Consider the following 19,862-nt stretch of genomic DNA (forward strand, 5'->3'; position numbering starts at 1 on the left):
TCTAATCGAAAGAAAGCTCTAACTGACACTCCGGTCAATAGCGTTTTGCAACCTTTTGCGATGGGGCGAGGGGCGGACGCGATTTTTCGTCAGCCGCCGCGCCGGAACATCGCTTTCAAATTCATCTTGCCGCTGCCCGACTGCAGCACGCCGCGGCGGAAAGCGCGTGCGCCGATCGTAATGACGATCGCGACCCATAGCGCTTGCCAAAGGAGCGCTGCGATATGCGGCCAGATTTCCGGCTGATTTGCCGCGCGCGCCGCCATGGCGAAGGGCGAGGAGAGCGGAAAAATCTCAGCAAAGGTCGCGAGCGGTGTGCCCGGCTGTGACGCGGCGGTGGCAGCGAGGCCGAACATCGCGACCTGCACGATGGTGATCGGCAGCGACAGCATCTGGATCTCGCGCATCGTCGAGGCCTGGGCGCCGACGCTGAGAAACACCGCGCCGAGCAGCATATACGCCATGGTGAAATAGCCGAAGAACAGGGCGATATAGACGGGCATGCCGACCGCCGGGCCAATTTCCTTCAGCGCTTGGGCAAACCCAGGGGGCGTGATCGCACCGATCTGGCTGACCAACGTCCCCCAGAAACCGACGAACAGGATGGCCACGCCGAACATGCCGATCAGCTTGCCCAGAAAAACGGATTCCAGCGGTACCGCGGCGGCGAGAACCTCGATCACCTTGTTGCTGCGCTCCTCCGCCATCGTGCCGACCGCCTGGCCGGCGAGCAGCAACGTGAGGAAGAAGATGCCGAACACGGTGAAGAAAGCTGCCTGATTCTGTCCGCCGATCGAGGTGCGCTCGCGCGCGATGAGGGTTCTGATCGGCGTGCTGAGCGGTGCGGTGCCGCCGGAACGATCGGCACGTAGCGTCGCCTCGGCCAGTTCGGCGAGATAATCGGCAGTGCGGGACCCTTGCGCGCCGTATAGGATGACCGGCTTGTCGAGGGGACCGTAGAGCGCCGACTGGACGTCATAATCCCTGGCACCGAAGAATGCCTGGGCCTGGGCCCGGGTGTCGGCTTGCGGTGTTTCGATCAGCAGCAGTTCGGGCGGCTTTTCGGTGGCGCGGAACACGCGACGCAGCCGTGCGTCCATGTCCTTCATCACGACACCCTGTCCCGGCGCGACGATCGCGACGATGCGATTCTTGTTCTCGCCGCTTTGCGTGACGGTCATCGCGCCCATGCCGCCGATCGCACCGAACGACCCCATGATCAGCGGCGCGAAGAGGAAGATCAGGAAAGTCGGGGTGAACACCGTCGCGATGAAGTCGCGCCGGGCGATGGTCATGGTCTGGCGGATCAGGCGTCGGGTATTGCCGACTTGCGGGTTGCTCATGCCGCCTGCTCCAGCGCGTCGGCGCCGACGATCCGCACGAATGCATCGTGCAGGCCGGGACGTTCGATCGACAGGCCGGAAATGCCGAATCCGGCGTCGATCAGTCTTACCAGCAAGGTTTCGATTCCCTCCTTGGGCACGGTGAAGCGCCATCCGTCGCTGTCGCGCGCGGCATCGGCGGGGAGCAAGGCGGCAATGCCGTCTCCGTCATGATGCGGGATATAGTGCGCGCGCATCGGCAGCGTGCCGCGTGCTTCGTTGACCGTACCTTCGAAGCGGCGCTTGCCTCCGGCGATGATCGCCAGCCGGTCGCACAGCCGCTCGGCATGGGCCATGACGTGAGTCGAGAAAAGGATCGTCGCGCCGCGATCGCGCTCGGCGAGGATCAAGGCCTCGAGCCGTTCCTGATTGACCGGGTCGAGCCCCGAAAAGGGTTCGTCGAGCACCAGCAACTCGGGTTGATGCACGACCGAGCCGAGCAACTGGACGAGTTGCGCCATGCCCTTGGACAATTTGCGGATCTTGGTGTCGACGGCATGGCCGAGGCCCGCTGCCTCGAGCAGGGTTACGGCGCGCTTGCGTCCGGTCTTGAGATCGAGGCCGCGCAGCGCGCCGAGAAAGGCGATCGCGTCCTTTGCCTTCATCGCCGGGTAAAGACCGCGTTCCTCGGGCAGATAACCGATCTGGTCGCTCGCCTCGCGTGGGCGGTCATGCCCGAGCAGGGTGCGGTGGCCGCCATCAGGCTCGATGATGCCGAGCAGCATGCGCAAGGTCGTGGTCTTGCCCGCGCCATTGGGGCCAAGCACACCGTAGATGACGCCGCGCGGCACGGCGATGTCGATTCCATCGACCACACGGCGGCCACCGAAATTCTTGATCAGTCCCGTGGCGCTGATCGCGAGGCCCTGGTTCAACGAAAATTCCCTTGTTCTGCCGGCTCGTGGTAGCGGGTGCGGGTGCGCGAAGACAAGCAGTTCAAGGGCCACCCTGAGGCGGGCAGGCAGTTTACCGATCGCCTGAAGGCGAAGGCGGGCGAATTCGGTTTCGCCGCGTGCGGCGTGGCGCGCGCCGATGCCGCGCCGCGCACTGCCGAGCGGCTGCGGCAATGGCTCGCGGAGGGCGCGCATGGCGATATGATCTGGATGGAGGCGCGTGCGCACCACCGCGAAAGCCCCGCGGCTTTATGGCCCGAGGTGCGCAGCGTGATCGCACTGGGGATGAGCTATGCGCCGGCGACCGATCCGCTGCGGCTCGCCGCGGAAGGCGAAGTCGGGCGAATCTCGATCTATGCGCAGGGTGGTGACTATCACGATGTGGTGAAGCGCAATCTGAAGGCGCTGGCGCGCTGGCTGGTCGGTGAATTGAAGGACGCCGACGTCAAGGTGTTCGTCGATACCGCGCCAGTGATGGAAAAGCCGCTCGCCGAAGCGGCGGGGCTTGGCTGGCAGGGCAAGCACACCAATCTGGTCAGCCGCGAGCATGGCAGCTGGCTGTTTCTCGGCGCGATCTACACCACTGCCGATCTGGCGACCGATCCGGGCGGCAGCGACACTTGCGGGTCGTGCGATGCATGCCAGCGGGCGTGCCCCACCAACGCCTTTCCCGCTCCCTATCGGCTCGATGCACGGCGCTGCATTTCCTATCTGACGATCGAGCATGCCGGACCGATCCCGACCGAATTTCGCGCGGCGATGGGCAATCGCATCTATGGCTGCGATGATTGCCTGGCAGTGTGTCCATGGAACAAGTTCGCCGAGGCCGCGCATGCGAACATGGCATTCGCGCCGCGCGCTGAACTGGTCGCGCCGGAGCTTGCCGACCTGATGGCACTGGACGATGCTGGATTCCGCCAGGTGTTCGCGGGCTCACCGATCAAGCGCATCGGGCGCGACCGGATGGTGCGCAATGCGTTGATCGCGGCGGGGAACAGCGGATCGGTGGGATTGGTCAGCGAGGTGGCCGGGTTGCTGGACGATCCGGCCCCGGTCGTGCGCGGCGCGGCGGTATGGGCGTTGTCGCGGTTGGATCCGGTGCGCTGGATGGCAGAGCGGGATGGGCGGTTTGCTACTGAGGTCGATGAGGCAGTGTTAGCGGAATGGATCTGAGTTGCAGCCAATCGGGCTATTTGTGCTTGAACACCCAACTGCGATCCCCAGCAGGTTCTCCGTTGATAAGAAATTGCATATCGTCAATTTCGCCATTCGGCCATACGACAAGCTCCCGATCGTTGACGAAATCGACCTGAGCCGCGTCTTCCTTGTCGGGAGCATCCCAGATCAGGGTCAACTTGTCGCCTGGCTCCAACTCGAAGCACTCCGGCCAGATCTCGACCGAGATGTAAATCGGTCCGTCCTTTTTATTGACGAAGCTCTGTTGCGTTTGTGCCATCAGCAAAACCTAGCTGATGGTCACATCCCTGCCAATGTGCGCAGTCCGAGGTTGTCCAATAAGGGGTAATCGTCGCCAGATTACCATTGAACCAATGAGGAGCGTGACAGCTGGCGATCTATCCCATCGCCGGTTTTGTTCGCCGCGCCTTACTTCCCCTGCGCCTTCATCGACAGCGCCGCCACGCAGCTGGCGCGGTCGACCGGGCTGCCGTCGGTCTGGCGTGCATCGACATGGGTGACGACCGGTTCGGCCTTGCCCTTGGGGTAGAGATAGGCGTCGAGCACACAGGTGCCGCTGGCGAACTGCAGCTTGCGCGCATCGCCTTCGAGCAGGTCGGCACCGGGCCGGCCGAACAAGGCGACCAGGCCGCGCGCATTCTGACCCATCACCCGTTCCAGTCCGACGACATTGTTGCTGGTGGTCGGAATCGGCACGATCGGCGGCCGGGCTCTCGCTGGAGCTGGCGTGCCGGTGGTCGCGCAACCGGCCAATGAAAGGCCGAGCCCGGCCGCAATCAGCAATTGCTTCACGCTGTACGTCCTCCATGAAACCAGTGTGTCGCCATCGCCGCGCCGAGCACCGGCGCGAACAAGGCGACGATCGGCACGACCAGCAGGCCGGTGACGACCAGTCCGATTGCGAACCGGCTGACCCTGGTCGTGCTGCGCCACGCCTTCAGATCGGCCTGCGGCATATGCCGCGCCGCGACCATGTCGCCAAGGTCGCGGCCGAGCAGCCAGCCATTGACGACGAAGAACAGGATCGGCGTGCCGACACCGGTGACGATCAGCAGCAGATAGACCGGCGATAGTGCGAGGTTGACCACGATCGCCCGACCCGCCGAACCGAGGCCCATGACGATCGAGCGGCCCAGCGGCACGTCGGTCGCCTGCGCCAGCGCCGCGGGATAATATCTGTCCTCTACCGCCAGTACGACCTCATCGGCGAAGATGCCGATCACCGCGATCGCGGTGGCGCGGAACAGCAGCCATGCCGAGAGTATGATGCCAAGCGCCACAGCGACACCGGCGAGATCAGTGACCTCGGCGCTGGCGCCGATCCGGATGAGCAGCGAATATGCGCCGAACCATAGTCCCGCACCGATCGCGGCGAGGATCAGGCAGGTCAGGGCGAATGATTTGAGAAACACCAGCATGATGCGCTTGTCGCCGAGCTGGCCGACCGACAGGAGAAAGGCGCGGATCATGACAGCGTGGTGCGGCCTTGGCGTGCCCACGTCAACGGCGGTTGCGCTGCGGGGATGGGCAAATTAGGGCGAATGCTTCTCCGTTCGGGGCAAATCCCGGGCGGGCCCGTTTTTCCGGAGACTTTGTTTGACCACCCCAACCTATGACGTCGTCGCGATCGGCAACGCCATCGTCGATGTGCTTTCGCAGACTGACGATGCCTTCATCACCGCGGAGGGGATGACCAAGGGATCGATGCAGCTGATGTTCTCACCCGAGGACGCTGATGCGCTCTATGCCAAGATGGGCCCGGGGATCGAAGCGAGCGGTGGATCGGCCGCGAACACCGTTGCCGGCATGGCTGCGCTTGGTGCGCGGTGCGGTTTCATCGGACAGGTCGCGAATGACCAGCTCGGGGAAGTGTTTGCGCACGATATTCGCGCCACCGGGGTCGCCTTCGGCACCGTCGCCCGCGATGGCGCGCCGACTACCGCGCGCTGCCTGATCTTCGTCACGCCCGACGGGCAGCGGACGATGAACACCTTTCTCGGCGCGTCGCAGTTCCTGCCCGCCAGCGCGCTCGACCGTGACCTGATCGCCAGCGGCGCGATCCTGTATCTCGAAGGCTATTTGTGGGATCCGGAAGAACCGCGCCAGGCGATGCGCGCCGCGATCGAGATCGCGCGCAAGGCAAGCCGCAAGGTCGCCTTCACGCTGTCGGACGTGTTCTGCATCTCGCGTCATGGCGGCGATTTCCGCAAGCTGATGAGCGACGGCCTGATCGACATCATGTTCGCCAATGAAGCGGAAATCCTCGCGCTGATGGAGACCGAGGATTTCGACGCGGCGGTGGCGGCAGCAGCGGTGCAGGTACCGATGCTGGTGGTGACGCGCAGCGAGAATGGCGCGATCGCGGTGTCGGGCGGCAATACCGTGGCGGTTCCTGCCGAGCCGATCGAAAAGGTGGTCGACACGACCGGCGCCGGCGACCTGTTCGCGGCCGGGTTCCTGACCGGTCAGGCGCAGGGCAAGTCGGTCGAGGAGTCGCTTCGCCTGGGGGGCGATCTGCGCGGCGGAGATCATCTCGCATATCGGCGCGCGGCCAATGGTCGACATGAAGGCGCTGGTGGCGAGCAAGCTCGGCTGACACGCTTCTTCGCTATGCCAACGAAAAAGGGGTGCTGTCCGGTCGGACAGCACCCCTTTTCGTTTCCGCGGTCGGGCGGTGCCGATTCAACCCCGGAGCGGGTCATGACAGCGTGACGGCCGACGGGGGGCAATCGGCGTTCCGTCCCGCTCTTTGACATGACTGGAAAAATACCGGCGCAACGCGCCCGCTGCTTCTGCCGATAACAGGGGTCGGCTCACCCCTGTTATCCGCTGTTCCACCCCTGTTATCGGGAACAGCGGAAAACTGGCTCAAGCTCTTGAAGGCAGGCGAAGAATTCGGCTTGAAAATCCAACTTAACAGGGGTGCGTTTTTTTATTCCGGAAAACAGCGGAAATTCGGGCCGCGATGCCGATGCGACTCGCATCGCGGCTCCCCGAATGACGATCCGGCCTTAGACGATCGGCGGCACCGGCTGGGGCGGTGCGTCGCTATCGATCTCATGGACTTCCACCAGGCCGCGGCCGACATGGCTGCGGTGACGGCTATAGCTGAAATACACGATCAGGCCGACCACCGCCCAGCCAACGAACATCAGCTTGGTCGGCATGCCTAGGTTGTAGAACAGATAGGCGCAGCCCAGGATCGCGATCGGCGCCGTCACCATGACTGCCGGAGTCCGGAACGGACGATGGCGATCGGGATCCGTGCGGCGCAGCACCATCACCGCGATCGACACCGCGGCAAAGGCGAATAACGTGCCTGAGTTCGAGATGTCGGCAAGCAGACCGACCGGGAAGAACGCCGCGAACAGGGCGACGAACAGGCCGGTAATGATGGTGATGACATGCGGCGTGTGGAACCGCGGATGGACCTTTGACAGCACCGCCGGGAGCAGGCCGTCACGGCTCATCACGAAGAAGATGCGGGTCTGCCCGAACATCATCATCAGGATGACCGAAGGCAGGGCCAGGCCGGCGGCAAGGCCGATCAGATTGCCGATCTGCTTCCACCCGATCTCGCGCATGGTCCAGGCCAGCGCTTCCTTCGAGCAGACGACAGCTGCGTCCTTGATCGCGGCGCACTGGTTGGCCAGCTCGATGCTGCCTGGCGCAAGGACCTGGCCGCCCGGGCCGGATACCGGCTGCGCCCCAACGGTACCGACGACACCGGTTGCGACGAGGATGTAGAAGACGGTGCAGACGGTCAGCGAGCCGATCAGGCCGATGGGCATGTTGCGCTGCGGGTTCTTGGTTTCTTCCGCCGCGGTCGAGACCGCATCGAAGCCGACATAAGCGAAGAAGATCGAAGCGGCCGCAGCGGAGATGCCGCCAAAGCCGAGTGGCGCGAAGGGCGTGAACTGCTCCATGTTCATGGCCGGCAGGGCAAGCACGATGAACAAGGTGAGCGCGGTGATCTTGATCGCGACCAGCACCGCGTTGACCATTGCGCTTTCCTTGGTGCCGATCACCAGCAACCAGGTGACCAGCCCCGCAATGAGCATCGCCGGAAGATTGATCAGGCCACCGTCATAGGGTCCGCGGACCAGCATATGCGGTATGTTTATCCCGAATGCGTGCTGGATCAGCCCGACGACATAGCCGGACCAGCCGACTGAAACCGCGCCAGCGGCGATGGCATATTCGAGGATCAGCGCCCAGCCGACGATCCAGGCGATCAATTCGCCCATCACGGCATAGCTATAGGTGTAGGCGGAGCCGGACACCGGCACCATCGACGACATTTCCGAATAGCAGAGCGCCGCGAAGGCGCAGACGAAGCCGGCGATGATGAACGAGATCATCATGCCCGGCCCGGCCTTTTGCGCGGCTTCCGCCGTCAGCACGAAGATGCCGGTGCCGATGACCGCGCCGATGCCAAGCATGGTCAGCTGAAACGCACCGAGCGACCGCGTCAGCGATTTCTTCTCGGCAGTGGCAAGGATGGCGTCGAGTGATTTGATACGCCCGAAGATCATGAACGGGTCCCCTAAAACAATCTGCGATTTGCTGAATCGCGAAAGGTGCGTGTTTAAGGCCAAAGCTGGCAGGCGCAATCCGTCACGCTGTTTGCCGCTACGGAAATGCTGCCGATCGGCATGCTCGGTGATAAAAAAAGGGGCGGGAATTGCTTCCCCGCCCCTTTTTCCGATCTCCCGATCGATCAACTCATTCGGTGCCTGGCACTTTGGGCTCGAGTTCGCTGAGCGAGGCTTCGTTCACCTCTTCGATGCCGCGGCCCATATGGCTGTTGCGATAGCCATAGAGGTAATAGATGACGAGGCCGACCGCGCCCCAGACGGGGAGGACGATCATCGCCTCGAACGGCAGGTTGAAGAACAGGAACACGCAGCCCAGGATTGTGGCCGGACCCACCAGCCAGAGCATTGGCGTCTTGAAGCTGCGGATGCGCGCGGCTTCGGTCTTGCGCAGCATCATGACTGCGATCGCGACCATCATGAAGGCATAGAGTGTTCCGGCATTGGCGATGTCGGCGAGCTTGCCGACCGGCAGGAACGCCGCTGCGAAGGCCACGGCGCCACCGGTCAGCGCGGTGACGATATAGGGTGTCTTCCACTTGGGATGGATCTTCGACAGCCCGTCGGGCAGCAGCCCGTCGCGCGACATCACGAAGAAGATGCGCGTCTGGCCGAACAGAAGAATCAGGATGACCGAGGGCAATGCGATGAAGGCGGCGATACCAAGCAGGTTGCCTACGGTGCCGAAGCCGATTGCGCGCAGCACATGCGCCAGGGCTTCGTTCGAGCACACCAGCATCTGCGAATATTCGGCCATCGCGCACTGACGGGCGAGTTCTTCCGAACCGGCCGGGAAGGGGATGCCGCCCGGGCCCATGATCGGCTGGCCCCCGATCGTGCCGACTGCGCCGGCTGCGACGAGAATGTAGAAGACAGTGCAGAACAACAGGCTGCCGATCAGACCGATGGGCACGTTGCGTTGCGGGTTCTTGGTTTCCTCCGCTGCGGTCGAGACCGCGTCGAAGCCGACATAGGCGAAGAAGATCGTCGCCGCGGCGCCCACCGCGCCAACGCCCGAGCCGAAGCCGCCGAACAGGCCGGCGGGCAGGAACGGGTTGAAATTGGCGGTGCTGAACTGGTCGCTAGGCAGGGTCAGCACGATGAAGGCGGTCAGCGCGGTCACCTTGATCAGCACCAGCACAGCGTTGACGCGCGCGGACTCGGTGGTGCCGATCATCAGCAACCAGGTGATGAGCAGCGAGATGATCACGGCAGGCAAGTTGATGATGCCGCCTGGCGCGCCACCCAGCGCGAGCGGCGCCGAGGAGAGCGCCGCGGGTAAGTGTATGCCCAGGAACTGGTTCAATATCGTGCCGGTAAAATAGCCGGACCACCCGACCGCCACCGCGCTTGCCGCGACGGCATATTCGAGGATCAGGGCCCAGCCGACGGTCCAGGCGAGCAATTCGCCCATCACGGAATATGTATAGGTGTAAGCGGAGCCCGCGACGGGCATCATCGAGGCGATTTCGGCATAGCAGAGCGCGGCGACGATGCAGATCGCGCCGGCGATCGCGAAGGCGAGCATCAGACCGGGGCCGGCTTTTTGCGCACCGGCGGCGGTGAGCACGAAGATGCCCGTACCGATCACGCAGCCAATGCCGAACAGGGTCAATTGGAACGCGCCAAGCGTCCGGTGGAGAGATTTTCTCTCCGCCGTCGCAAGAATGGCATCGACTGATTTGATGCGCCCGAAGATCATGGAAATCGGTCCCCCAAGGGAAAGCGAGCCATTATTGGCCCGATATTTATGGCGCGGAACCTAAAGGCTAAATCGAGACGCGCAATCCCCTTATCGTCCCGCCCCTTGGTCGCCGGTATGGCGCACCAGCAGCGGCCCCAGGCCGTGCCCGGCAAATAGGTGGACGTGAAGGTGCGGCACCTCCTGTCCGGAATCGATCCCGGTATTGGCGAGCAGCCGGTATCCGGGCGCGACCAGCCCCGCCGCCCGCGCGACCGTGCCGACCGCGCGCACGAAGCCGGCAATCTCGGCATCCGAGCCGTTCGCGCTGAAATCGTCCCACGAGACATAGCGCCCGCGCGGGATCACCAGGATGTGAGTCGGCGCTTGCGGATTGATGTCGTGAAAGGCGATCGCATAATCGTCTTCATAGACCCTTCGCGACGGAATTTCGTCGCGCAGGATCTTCGCGAAGACATTCTCGTCGTCATAGGGTCTGGTGGCGTCGATTGGCATCAAAGGCTCCTTACTGGCTCTGGCGCGCGGCCTTTTCGTCGATCCCCGACACGCCTTCGCGCCGCATCATTTCGGCGCGCACATCGTCGAGGCTGAGACCAGCATCGGCGAGCAGCACGAGCAGGTGGAAGACGAGATCGGCCGCCTCGCCGGTCAGCGCCTTCGCATCCCCGTCCAGCGCGGCGATCACGGTTTCGACCGCTTCCTCACCCAATTTCTGGGCGATTTTTGCGCGTCCTTTGGCGAACAGGCTGGCGGTGTAGGAGGTCGACGGGTCCGCGCCCCGGCGGTCGCGGATCACGGTTTCGAGGCTGGTCAGGAAATCTTCGGCCATCCATGCTGGCTGGCGCACCACGGGCTCAAGGTCAATCCTTCTGCTTCCTGGCGAACCGGGCGCGCATCGCGCGGCGGATCAGGAAGACGCCGATCGCGGCCATCACGAACAAGGCGATGTCGGACAGTTCGGGGCCGGTACGGATTTTCGGTACGCCGGTATGGGCGGCAAAAGCCGGTGCGGCGATGAGGGCAAGGAGCAGAAAGCGCATAGCGGCGGTATAATGGCGGCCGGTTAAATTCTGCCTATGACGACGTGATCGGAACTAAGTCCGGACCGGTTGCCGCACCGGCACCCCGGCGGCGGAAAGTGCGGCATGCGCGTCGGCGATACTGGCTTCGCCGAAATGGAAGATCGATGCGGCAAGGACTGCGCTGGCATGACCTTCGCGAATGCCGGCAACCAGATCGCCGAGCGAGCCGACCCCACCCGACGCCACCACGGGCACCGCGACTTGGTCGGCGATGGTACGGATCAGTTCGAGGTCATAGCCGTCGCGCGTGCCATCGCGGTCCATCGAGGTGACGAGCAATTCGCCCGCACCGAGCCGCACAAGGTTCAGTGCATGCGCAACCGCGTCGATGCCGGTGGCGCGCCGGCCGCCATGAGTGAAGACTTCCCAGCCCCCGTCGACGCGGCGTGCATCGACCGAGGCGACGACGCACTGGCTGCCGAAGCGGTCGGCCATGTCGGCGACCAGCTCGGGGCGGGCAACGGCGGCGGAATTGACTGCCACTTTGTCGGCGCCGGCAAGCAGCAGCGCCCGCGCGTCATCGGGCGTGCGCACGCCGCCGCCTACGGTCAGCGGCATGAAGCAGACCTCGGCCGTGCGGCTGACCACATCGAGAATGGTGCCGCGCGCTTCGTGGCTGGCGGTGATGTCGAGAAAGCAGAGTTCGTCGGCGCCGGCTGCGTCATAGGCGCGCGCCTGCTCGACCGGGTCGCCAGCGTCGCGCAGATCGACAAAGTTGACGCCCTTGACCACGCGGCCATTGGCGACGTCGAGACAGGGAATCACGCGAGCGCGGACGGTCATGGCCTCACGCCGCCGCCGCCGCCACGCTCAGCGCCGCGGCCAGATCGAGCCGGCCGTCATAGAGCGCCCGTCCGGTGATCACACCCTCGACCCCGTCTCGCGCGTGCAGCGCGAGCACATGGATCTCGCCGATCCCGGCGACCCCGCCGCTGGCAATCACCGGAATGCGCACCGCGCGCGCCAGATCGACCGTCGCCTGCACGTTGCAGCCCTTGAGCATGCCGTCACGCCCGACGTCGGTGAACAACAAGGCGGCGACGCCGGCATCCTCGAAGCGGCGCGCCATATCGACCACTTCGACCGTGGACACATCCGCCCAGCCGCGCGTCGCGACCATGCCGTCTTTCGCGTCGACCGCGACGACGATGCCGCCGGGAAAATCCTTCGCGGCATCACGCACCAGCTCGGGATTCTCCAGCGCGGCAGTGCCGATCACGACGCGCGAGACGCCCAGATCGAACCATTTCTCGATCGCGGCCCGGTTGCGGATGCCGCCGCCGAGCTGCACATGGCCGGGAAACTGGCTGACGATCGACGCCACCGCTTCGCCATTGACCGAGGCGCCGGCAAAGGCGCCATCGAGATCGACGACATGGAGATATTCTGCGCCCTGTCCGGCAAAGATCATCGCCTGGGCGGCGGGATCGTCGCCATAGATTGTCGCGCGATCCATATCGCCCTCGGCGAGGCGGACTACCTGGCCTGCCTTCAAGTCGATTGCGGGGAAGATGATGAGAGTCATGGCCGCCACTCCAGGAAGCGCGAAAGAAAGGCGAGACCGTAAGCCTGGCTCTTTTCGGGGTGAAACTGCACGCCGATCATCGTGTCGCGGCCAATCGCGGCGGTGATCGGGCCGCCATGATCGGTGCCGGCCAGCACATCGTCACCGTCGAACGCATAGCCGTGCAGGAAATAGGCTTCGCCGGGCTCGATCAGCGCGTGGGGCCGGGCGGGGGTGACGTCGTTCCAGCCCATATGCGGCACCTTGGCCGTTGGATCGGCGGGCGCCAGTTGCCGCACGCTGCCGCGCACCCAGCCAAGCCCCTGATGCGTGCCGAGCTCCTCGCCGGTATCGGCCATCAGCTGCATGCCGACACAGATGCCAAGGAACGGAATCGCGTTGCCGCGCACGCGGGCGTCGAGCGCCTCCACCATGTCGGGCACCGCGCGCAAGGCGGCCGCACAAGCGCCGAACGCACCCACGCCGGGCAGCACGATGCGGTCGGCCTTTGCCACCATAGCTGCGTCGCTGGTAATTGCGATGTCCGCCGCGCCCGCGGCTTTCAGTGCGTTGGCGACCGAGTGGAGGTTGCCTGCACCATAGTCGATCAGCGCAAGGGTCATATCAGCAGGGCGGCAAAACGATCCGCTGCCATGTTCGCGCCAAACTCGATCACCTCTGCCTCGGCCACGCCCGAAACGACAAAGGGATCGCTCGCGACCAGCGCCTCGACCTCAGGCCGATGCCCGCGACACAGGATCACACCCCCGGTGCGCGGTGCGCGGCGGCCCGAGACGATGAAGATGCCTTCGGCATAGCCTAGTTCGAGCCAGGCCACATGCGCGGCCATCTGCGCATCGACCTGATCGAGCGGCGCCACGTAGCGCAGCAGGATCATGCACAACGGCTCTTCGGGCCGTGCGATCATCTACAGCATCCCCTTGGTGCTGGGGATCGCATCGGCTTTGCGCGGGTCGATCTCGACCGCAGTGCGCAGCGCGCGCGCCAGGCCCTTGAACGCGGCTTCGGCGATGTGATGGTTGTTCTGCCCGTAGAGCGTTTCGACATGCAGCGTGATGCCGGCCGCCTGGGCGAAGCTGTGGAACCAGTGCTCGAACATCTCGGTGTCCATCTCGCCGAGCTTTTTCTGGCTGAACTCGGTCTTGAACACGAGATAGGGGCGCCCGGAAATGTCGAGTGCGACGCGAGTCAGCGTCTCATCCATCGGCGACAGCGCGTCGCCGTAACGGCGGATGCCGCGCTTGTCGCCGAGCGCCTTGGCCACCGCTTCGCCGATCGCGATGCCGGTGTCCTCGACCGTGTGATGCTGGTCGATGTGCAGGTCGCCGATCGTCTTCACGTCCAGGTCGATCAGCGAGTGGCGCGAGAGCTGTTCGAGCATGTGATCGAAAAAGCCGATCCCGGTCGATACGTCATAGACGCCGGTGCCGTCGAGATTGACCGTGACGTCGATACTGGTTTCGCTGGTCGAGCGGCTGATCGTGGCGGTGCGCATCATGCCGCCCCCCATAGCGCGATAGCCTGTTCATGCAATCTCAGGTCCCCAATCTTCGCCAATCTTCTTCACCCCCGATCTTCTGCACGCGCCTTTCCCGCATACAATCTTGACGGTTAGCCAAACCCCGCTACCCAAGGGGCCATGAGCGATGGATTGCCCGACAGCCTGATTCCCTATGACGAGATCGTCCAGGAGGCGTTGCGTGCCGTGGTCGGGCGTGTGCTCGGCTCGGTCGCGGCCAATGGCGGCCTGCCCGGCGACCATCATTTCTATATCACCTTCAAGACCCACGCCGCCGGCGTTGATATTCCGCAGCGGCTGATCGAGCGGTTTCCCGATGAAATGACCATCGTGATGCAGAATCGCTATTGGGATCTGGTGGTCGATGACGAGCGATTCTCGGTCGGGCTGAGCTTCAATCAGGTCGCGTCGAAACTGGTCATTCCCTATGCGGCGGTGACCGGGTTCCACGATCCGTCAGTCAATTTCGAGCTGCGCTTCCAGGCGCAGGATGGACCCGATGGTCCCGACCCGCATGATGAGGCCGAGAATGACGGCCCGACCGTGGTACCTGTCGAAGACGGATCGAACGTCGTCGCAGTGGATTTCAAGCGGAAGAAGTAAGCGCTGTCTTCCCGTCATTCCCGCGAAAGCGGGAATCCCGCTTCTTCTTCTTTTCCCGATCAATCCCTAGATCGACCCAGGCAGCGGGATCCCCGCTTTCGCGGGGATGACGGGATTGGGCACGGGCGACGGAGAGTGATGAATGACTGAGCAAACGCGCACCGAAACCGACTCGATCGGCGCGATCGAGGTTGCCAGCACCGCTTATTGGGGCGCGCAGACGCAGCGTTCGATCGAGAATTTTCCGTTCGGCGCGCAGGAGCGCATGCCGATCGGCATCGTGCATGCCCTGGCGATCGTGAAGCAGGCGGCGGCGCGGGTGAACCGCGCGCATGGCCTCGACGCCGGGATTGCCGATGCGATCGAGACGGCAGCGGCCGAAGTGGCGAGCGGCAAGCTCGACGACCAATTCCCGCTGGTCATCTGGCAGACGGGATCGGGTACGCAGACCAATATGAACGTCAATGAGGTGATCGCGGGCCGCGCCAATGAAGTGCTGACCGGCACACGTGGCGGCAAGTCGCCGGTTCATCCGAACGATCACGTCAATATGAGCCAGTCGTCCAACGACAGCTTCCCGACCGCACTGCATATCGCCGCCGCAGTTGCCGCCACGCGCGATCTGTTTCCCGCGCTCGGCCGGTTGCACGATGCGCTGGTGGCAAAGGCACGGGACTGGACCGGGATCGTCAAGATCGGGCGGACGCACTTGCAGGATGCGACGCCACTGACGCTGGGCCAGGAATTTTCCGGCTATGCGCATCAGCTTTATCGCTGCCGTCACCGTATCGAACCGGCGGTGCTGCACGGTATGTCCGCACTTGCCCAGGGCGGGACCGCCGTCGGCACCGGCTTGAATGCGCCCGCTGGATTCGATGTCGAGATCGCCGCGGAGATCGCCAATATCACTGGCCTGCCGTTTCGCACCGCCGAGAACAAGTTCGAGGCGCTCGCATCGAACGATCCGATCGTGCATTTCTCCGGCACGCTCAACACGCTCGCGGTCGCGCTGACCAAGATCGCCAACGATATCAGGCTGCTCGGGTCGGGGCCGCGATCGGGGCTGGGCGAGATCGACCTTCCGGCCAATGAGCCGGGCAGTTCGATCATGCCCGGCAAGGTCAACCCGACCCAGTGCGAGATGCTGACCATGGTCGCGGGCCAGGTGATCGGCAATCACATCGCGATCACGGTCGGCGGCTTGCAGGGGCATCTGGAGCTGAATGTGTTCAAGCCGCTGATCGGTGCCAATCTGCTGCGGTCGATCGATCTGCTCAGCGTGGGCATGGCGAGCTTCGCTGAGCGCTGCGTCGATGGGCTGGAACCGAATCGCGGGCGGATCGCGGAACTGGTCGATCGCTCGCTGATGCTGGTCACCGCGCTGGCGCCCGAGATCGGCTATGACAACGCCGCCAAGATCGCCAAGTACGCGCATGCGGAAGGCCTGACCCTGAAGGAGGCCGGGCTGGCGCTGGGCCTGGTCGATGCCGCGACGTTCGACCGCCTGGTGCGGCCGGAGACGATGGTTTGATCTTCGCCCCTCCCCGTGCCGGGGAGACTGCGATGGAACTCCTCGCTCCGCCAAACGCTTAGCCCGGCGAACCACGGAGACGATGACATGGGTGCAACGACCATTGGCGCATTGATTGGCGGCGTGATCGATTCGATGAGCGGCGACGACAGTGCCGCGGACGGCGCGATCTACGGTGCGATCACCGCGAATGTGCTGAAGGTCGTGCTGCCGCTGGCGGTGACCTACGCGGTCGGCTGGGCGGTACTCCGCGGTGCTGCGGAGCTGAAGGAAAAGGCGTTCGGCTCTTCGGAGAAAGCCGCATGATCCGCGGCCTGATTGGCGCGCTGCTTGGTGCGGAAATCGATCGTCGCGACGGGCAGGGCGGGCTGAAGGGCGCGGCGATCGGCCTGGTCGCGAGCCGCGTGATTACCCGGCTCGGTCCAATCGGGCTTGCACTGGGCGGGGCCTATGTCGCGAAAAAGGCCTATGACCGGCACAAGGCAAAGGGCCGGATCGTCTGATCAGCCGGCCGCTTGCCAGGCCCGGACCGCATCACTCGGTGCGACCAGCATCCAGACATTGAGCGTCAGATTGTCGCGTACGGCATACAGAGCGATGAGTTCCAGCGCGAGCGCGAGTGCGACGCTGCCCCACCAGGGCAGTTTGCGCGCGATGAGGAATCCAAACGTCATGAACGCGATGTCGGATACCGAATTGAGCACCGAATCACCGCTATAACCGACAGCGATCGTTGCGGCGCGGTAGCGATCTATGATGATCGGCGAGTTTTCGAGCAGCTCCCACCCCGATTCGATCAGCGCCGCTATCGCGAGCCGCATCCCGACCGGCTGGCGGCGTAGCACGGTCCAGGTCAGGCCATAGAATATCAGCCCATGAATGAAATGGCTGAGCGAATACCAGTCGCTCAATTGCTGGCTGTTCTCGGGCGAGTTGACCGCGCCTTCCCACAGGCGGATCGTGCCGCAGGTGCAGATCGGGGTTCGGCCCACCGCCAGCAGGATCGCCGCAGCGGCGATGATGATCACGCCGGTCGCGATCAGCCAGCGCTTGTCGAGCCCGCTTTTGTCGCGATCCGGTCGCGCGTGACTTGACGCCTGTCCCATTGCGCCGCCATTAGCGCCCATGCCGTCTTCCGCAAAGCCGATCGATTCCACGGACGACCCGCACGGGTTCAAGCGTCGCGGCGTGCTGTTCGTATTGTCCTCGCCATCGGGCGCCGGCAAATCGACCATCGCGCGAAAGCTGCTCGCGGCCGAGCCCGAGCTCAGCATGTCGGTGTCCTACACCACTCGCCCGCCGCGTCCCGGCGAAGTCGATGGCGTGGATTATCATTTCGTCGATCTCGAAACATTTCGCGAAATGGCGTCGAATCACGAATTCCTCGAATGGGCGCATGTCTTCGACCATCGCTACGGGACGCCCAAGGCGCAGGTCTGGCACGTGCTCGAACAGGGGCGCGACATATTGTTCGATATCGACTGGCAGGGTGCGCAGCAGCTTCACCAGCTGGCCGGCGGCGACGTGGTGCGCGTGTTCATCCTGCCGCCCTCGATGCCGATCCTGCGAGACCGGCTCGAGAAGCGCGCGACCGACTCGCTGGCGGTGATCAATGCCCGCATGGATCGTGCGGCGAACGAGGTCAGCCATTGGGATGGCTATGATTATGTCCTGGTCAATGACGATGTCGAACAATGTTTCGAGTGCGTGAAGACGATCCTGGCAGCTGAACGACTGAAGCGGTCGCGCCAGACGGGGATCATTGGCTTTATCCGCAAGTTACTCCGCTGATCTGACGTTCCGATCGGCTGCGGATGAATGGATGCTGCAAGACGCATTCCGTATCCGTTCACGGCGACTCGTGCAGATACATCGTCAAGCTGCACGATAAGGCGCCCGAATCGGTCGTCATCGGCGCTGCTCTTGAGGAGTAGAAGCAATGACGACCCTGTTCACCAAAGCAACGCTCGCTCTCGCGCTTGGCGCGACGGCTCTGACCGTTGCCGCGCCTGCTGAGGCGCAGCGTTATGGTGGCCATCGTCGCGGCCACGACAATACGGGCACTGCCATCATCGCCGGCATTGCCGGTCTCGCTATCGGTGCCGCGATCATATCGAGCAGCAATAACGACCGTCGTCGCAACCGCGATCGCGAGTATCGCAACGACGGCTATTATCAGGTCGACGGCTATGACCGTTATGATGACCGCCGTTATGACGATCGCCGCGCCTATGACCGCAACAACGGCTATAATGGCTATGACCGCTATCGCGACCAGCGCGGCTATGGCAGCTGCCATGTCGAAACGCGGTGGGACGATTATTCAGGCGAGCGCGTCGACGTCCGGGTCTGCAACTGACATCGACTGAAGTCGGAATGCGGCGCGAAGGCTCATGCCTTCGCGCCGTAATCATGTGCGGAGCATGGTAAGAGGCCCCACGGCAATACTGTTTTCCGACACTGAGAAAGAGCGCACCGGATATGTCCGGCACGCGATGGCATGCCTGATCCCGTGCAATGGTTGAATCGCGATCAGCGACAGGGCTGAAGGAACGAGCGGGGGAGATATGGGACACCAGAGATGTCCCATATCTCCCGTGGTCACCTCGATCAGGATTTCCACAATATCGTTATATATCAGATGATTAACTTAATAGCTGCGTTATGACTTCGAGACCCGCGCGGCGAAAAGCGGCACGAGGCAGAGCAGGGCGGCGAGCATCCAGAATGCGGTCGCCAAGCTGGTGAGATGCGCGACGAAGCCCATCACCGCTGGTCCGGCAAGGATCCCGGCATAGCCCGTGGTGGTGATGGCGGCGATCGCCATTCCGGCCGGCATGGCCTGTTGCTTGCCCGCGGCACTGAACAGCACCGGCACGATATTCGACGCCCCCAGCCCGATCAGGATAAAGCCTGCCATCGCGACAGGACCGACCGGGATGGTCAGCAGGACGACGAAGCCCAGCACGGCGACCAGCCCGCCGATCCTGAGTACGAGCCGGCCGCCGAGTCGCGTGACGATCGCGTCACCGCTGAACCGGCCGATCGTCATCGCGATGGAAAACAGCATATAACCAAGACCGGCCAGCGACGGCGGGGTGAGCGCCTTTGCGTCGATCAGCAGCGCGCTCCAGTCAAGCAATGCCCCCTCGGCAAGGAAGGTCACGGCGGCCAGCGCCGCCAGCAGCAGGACGACGCCGCGCGGCAGCACGAAGCTGCTGTCTTCGACGGCAGGTCGTGCGCGCAACAGCCGCGGGCCGGCATAGGCGATTGCCGCCAACGCCATCAGCGCTGCGATGATCGTGGCCAGCAACGGAGCAACGGACAGCGCGAGCAATGAGGTTGTCAGCCCGGCGCCGGCAAATCCGCCGACGCTGAAGAGCGCGTGGAAACCGGACATCAATGGCGTGCCGGCCGCTTTCTCCACCTCCACCGCATGCGCGTTCGCCGCCACGTCGATCGTTCCCAGGGATGCGCCGAAAAGCAGCAACGCCATGCCGAGAAGGGCGGGAGAACTCGCGATTGCGAGCAGCGGCAGGACAAGGCTGATCCCCACGCCGCCGAGCAGGATCATCGGACGGCTGCCGATGCGCGCGCTGACGATGCCCGTGACGGGCATCGCGAGGATCGAGCCGATGCCGAGGCACAGCAACAGCATGCCGAGTTCGGCCTCATTGACCCCGGCGCGCATCTTTGCCGCGGGAACCAGCGGCGCCCAGCACGCCATGACGAAGCCAGCGACCAGAAATGCCAGTCTTGTCGCCAGGCGCGTGGCGGGGCGGTCAGCCGTTTCGATCATGATCAGGGTTCCGAACTTGGGAGGATGGTGGCCG

Annotated in this window: 24 protein-coding genes and 1 pseudogene; 8 read left to right on the forward strand and 17 right to left on the reverse strand. The window is 63.9% G+C overall.

Going from position 1 to position 19,862, the window contains the following annotated elements; translation table 11 throughout:
* Positions 1-89 precede the first annotated feature (89 nt).
* Entirely contained in the window at positions 90-1,343 is a 1,254-nt protein-coding gene (locus H3Z74_RS01900; protein ID WP_187762335.1) for an ABC transporter permease, read from the reverse strand.
* Positions 1,340-2,257, reverse strand: coding sequence for an ABC transporter ATP-binding protein (locus H3Z74_RS01905; protein ID WP_187762336.1), 918 nt, complete (start codon positions 2,255-2,257; stop codon positions 1,340-1,342). Before H3Z74_RS01905 ends, H3Z74_RS01900 begins: the two co-directional genes overlap by 4 nt.
* Positions 2,258-2,299: 42 nt before the next feature.
* Between H3Z74_RS01905 and queG the strand changes: the two genes are divergently transcribed.
* Positions 2,300-3,448, forward strand: a complete 1,149-nt coding sequence (gene queG, locus H3Z74_RS01910) for a tRNA epoxyqueuosine(34) reductase QueG (protein WP_187762337.1) — start codon at positions 2,300-2,302, stop codon at positions 3,446-3,448.
* 16 nt (positions 3,449-3,464) lie between these two features.
* Here the strand turns inward: queG and H3Z74_RS01915 are convergent, their stop codons facing one another.
* The 3 genes from H3Z74_RS01915 to H3Z74_RS01925 form a co-directional block, all read right to left on the reverse strand.
* Positions 3,465-3,731, reverse strand: a complete 267-nt coding sequence (locus H3Z74_RS01915; RefSeq protein WP_187762338.1) for a hypothetical protein — start codon at positions 3,729-3,731, stop codon at positions 3,465-3,467.
* A 149-nt stretch (positions 3,732-3,880) separates the two neighbouring features.
* A complete protein-coding gene (locus tag H3Z74_RS01920) occupies positions 3,881-4,264 on the reverse strand; it encodes a hypothetical protein (RefSeq protein WP_187762339.1) in 384 nt (127 codons plus the stop codon).
* Positions 4,261-4,941, reverse strand: coding sequence for an EI24 domain-containing protein (locus H3Z74_RS01925; protein WP_187762340.1), 681 nt, complete (start codon positions 4,939-4,941; stop codon positions 4,261-4,263). The genes H3Z74_RS01920 and H3Z74_RS01925 overlap by 4 nt, the downstream gene beginning before the upstream one ends.
* Before the next feature lie 127 nt (positions 4,942-5,068).
* Here H3Z74_RS01925 and H3Z74_RS01930 point away from each other — a divergent pair.
* A pseudogene (locus H3Z74_RS01930) lies at positions 5,069-6,068 on the forward strand (adenosine kinase).
* A 415-nt stretch (positions 6,069-6,483) separates the two neighbouring features.
* Here H3Z74_RS01930 and H3Z74_RS01935 read toward each other — a convergent pair.
* From H3Z74_RS01935 to hisB, 10 genes are all read right to left on the reverse strand, one after another.
* Positions 6,484-8,007, reverse strand: a complete 1,524-nt coding sequence (locus H3Z74_RS01935) for an amino acid permease (protein WP_187762341.1) — start codon at positions 8,005-8,007, stop codon at positions 6,484-6,486.
* Positions 8,008-8,197: 190 nt separating this feature from the next.
* Entirely contained in the window at positions 8,198-9,769 is a 1,572-nt protein-coding gene (locus tag H3Z74_RS01940) for an amino acid permease (protein WP_187762342.1), read from the reverse strand.
* A 90-nt stretch (positions 9,770-9,859) separates the two neighbouring features.
* Positions 9,860-10,264, reverse strand: coding sequence for a histidine triad nucleotide-binding protein (locus H3Z74_RS01945; protein WP_187762343.1), 405 nt, complete (start codon positions 10,262-10,264; stop codon positions 9,860-9,862).
* A gap of 10 nt (positions 10,265-10,274) precedes the next feature.
* A complete protein-coding gene (locus H3Z74_RS01950) occupies positions 10,275-10,598 on the reverse strand; it encodes a phosphoribosyl-ATP diphosphatase (RefSeq protein WP_187762344.1) in 324 nt (107 codons plus the stop codon).
* Between the two features lie 31 nt (positions 10,599-10,629).
* Positions 10,630-10,809 (reverse strand): hypothetical protein, encoded by a 180-nt coding sequence (locus H3Z74_RS01955; RefSeq protein WP_187762345.1) that lies wholly within the window; start codon positions 10,807-10,809, stop codon positions 10,630-10,632.
* Between the two features lie 54 nt (positions 10,810-10,863).
* On the reverse strand, positions 10,864-11,634 hold the full coding sequence (hisF, locus tag H3Z74_RS01960; protein WP_187762346.1) for an imidazole glycerol phosphate synthase subunit HisF: 771 nt from the start codon (positions 11,632-11,634) through the stop codon (positions 10,864-10,866).
* A gap of 4 nt (positions 11,635-11,638) precedes the next feature.
* Positions 11,639-12,376 (reverse strand): 1-(5-phosphoribosyl)-5-[(5-phosphoribosylamino)methylideneamino]imidazole-4-carboxamide isomerase, encoded by a 738-nt coding sequence (gene hisA, locus H3Z74_RS01965; RefSeq protein ID WP_187762347.1) that lies wholly within the window; start codon positions 12,374-12,376, stop codon positions 11,639-11,641.
* Positions 12,373-12,978 (reverse strand): imidazole glycerol phosphate synthase subunit HisH, encoded by a 606-nt coding sequence (hisH, locus tag H3Z74_RS01970; RefSeq protein WP_187762348.1) that lies wholly within the window; start codon positions 12,976-12,978, stop codon positions 12,373-12,375. The genes hisA and hisH overlap by 4 nt, the downstream gene beginning before the upstream one ends.
* Entirely contained in the window at positions 12,975-13,283 is a 309-nt protein-coding gene (locus tag H3Z74_RS01975; protein WP_187762349.1) for a YciI family protein, read from the reverse strand. Before H3Z74_RS01975 ends, hisH begins: the two co-directional genes overlap by 4 nt.
* Positions 13,284-13,871 (reverse strand): imidazoleglycerol-phosphate dehydratase HisB, encoded by a 588-nt coding sequence (gene hisB, locus H3Z74_RS01980; RefSeq protein ID WP_187764122.1) that lies wholly within the window; start codon positions 13,869-13,871, stop codon positions 13,284-13,286.
* 144 nt (positions 13,872-14,015) lie between these two features.
* On the opposite strand from hisB, the gene H3Z74_RS01985 reads away from it, so the two are divergent.
* The 4 genes from H3Z74_RS01985 (at position 14,016) to H3Z74_RS02000 (ending at position 16,532) form a co-directional block, all read left to right on the forward strand.
* On the forward strand, positions 14,016-14,498 hold the full coding sequence (locus H3Z74_RS01985; protein WP_034159253.1) for an SspB family protein: 483 nt from the start codon (positions 14,016-14,018) through the stop codon (positions 14,496-14,498).
* Positions 14,499-14,640: 142 nt separating this feature from the next.
* Entirely contained in the window at positions 14,641-16,029 is a 1,389-nt protein-coding gene (gene fumC / locus H3Z74_RS01990) for a class II fumarate hydratase (RefSeq protein WP_187762350.1), read from the forward strand.
* Positions 16,030-16,116: 87 nt separating this feature from the next.
* A complete protein-coding gene (locus H3Z74_RS01995) occupies positions 16,117-16,335 on the forward strand; it encodes a hypothetical protein (RefSeq protein WP_187762351.1) in 219 nt (72 codons plus the stop codon).
* A complete protein-coding gene (locus H3Z74_RS02000) occupies positions 16,332-16,532 on the forward strand; it encodes a hypothetical protein (protein ID WP_187762352.1) in 201 nt (66 codons plus the stop codon). The genes H3Z74_RS01995 and H3Z74_RS02000 overlap by 4 nt, the downstream gene beginning before the upstream one ends.
* On the opposite strand, the gene H3Z74_RS02005 is transcribed toward H3Z74_RS02000, so the two are convergent.
* On the reverse strand, positions 16,533-17,135 hold the full coding sequence (locus H3Z74_RS02005; RefSeq protein ID WP_187762353.1) for a DUF2585 family protein: 603 nt from the start codon (positions 17,133-17,135) through the stop codon (positions 16,533-16,535).
* A 19-nt stretch (positions 17,136-17,154) separates the two neighbouring features.
* On the opposite strand from H3Z74_RS02005, the gene gmk reads away from it, so the two are divergent.
* The gene (gene gmk, locus H3Z74_RS02010) at positions 17,155-17,820 is read left to right on the forward strand and encodes a guanylate kinase (RefSeq protein ID WP_187762354.1); all 666 of its coding nucleotides are present in this window, start codon (positions 17,155-17,157) and stop codon (positions 17,818-17,820) included.
* A gap of 148 nt (positions 17,821-17,968) precedes the next feature.
* Positions 17,969-18,388, forward strand: a complete 420-nt coding sequence (locus H3Z74_RS02015; protein WP_187762355.1) for a hypothetical protein — start codon at positions 17,969-17,971, stop codon at positions 18,386-18,388.
* Positions 18,389-18,691: 303 nt separating this feature from the next.
* Here H3Z74_RS02015 and H3Z74_RS02020 read toward each other — a convergent pair whose 3' ends face one another.
* A complete protein-coding gene (locus H3Z74_RS02020) occupies positions 18,692-19,828 on the reverse strand; it encodes an MFS transporter (protein ID WP_187762356.1) in 1,137 nt (378 codons plus the stop codon).
* Positions 19,829-19,862: the final 34 nt, after the last annotated feature.

The sequence above is a fragment of the Sphingomonas alpina genome, from assembly GCF_014490665.1.
Lineage (GTDB): Bacteria > Pseudomonadota > Alphaproteobacteria > Sphingomonadales > Sphingomonadaceae > Sphingomonas > Sphingomonas alpina.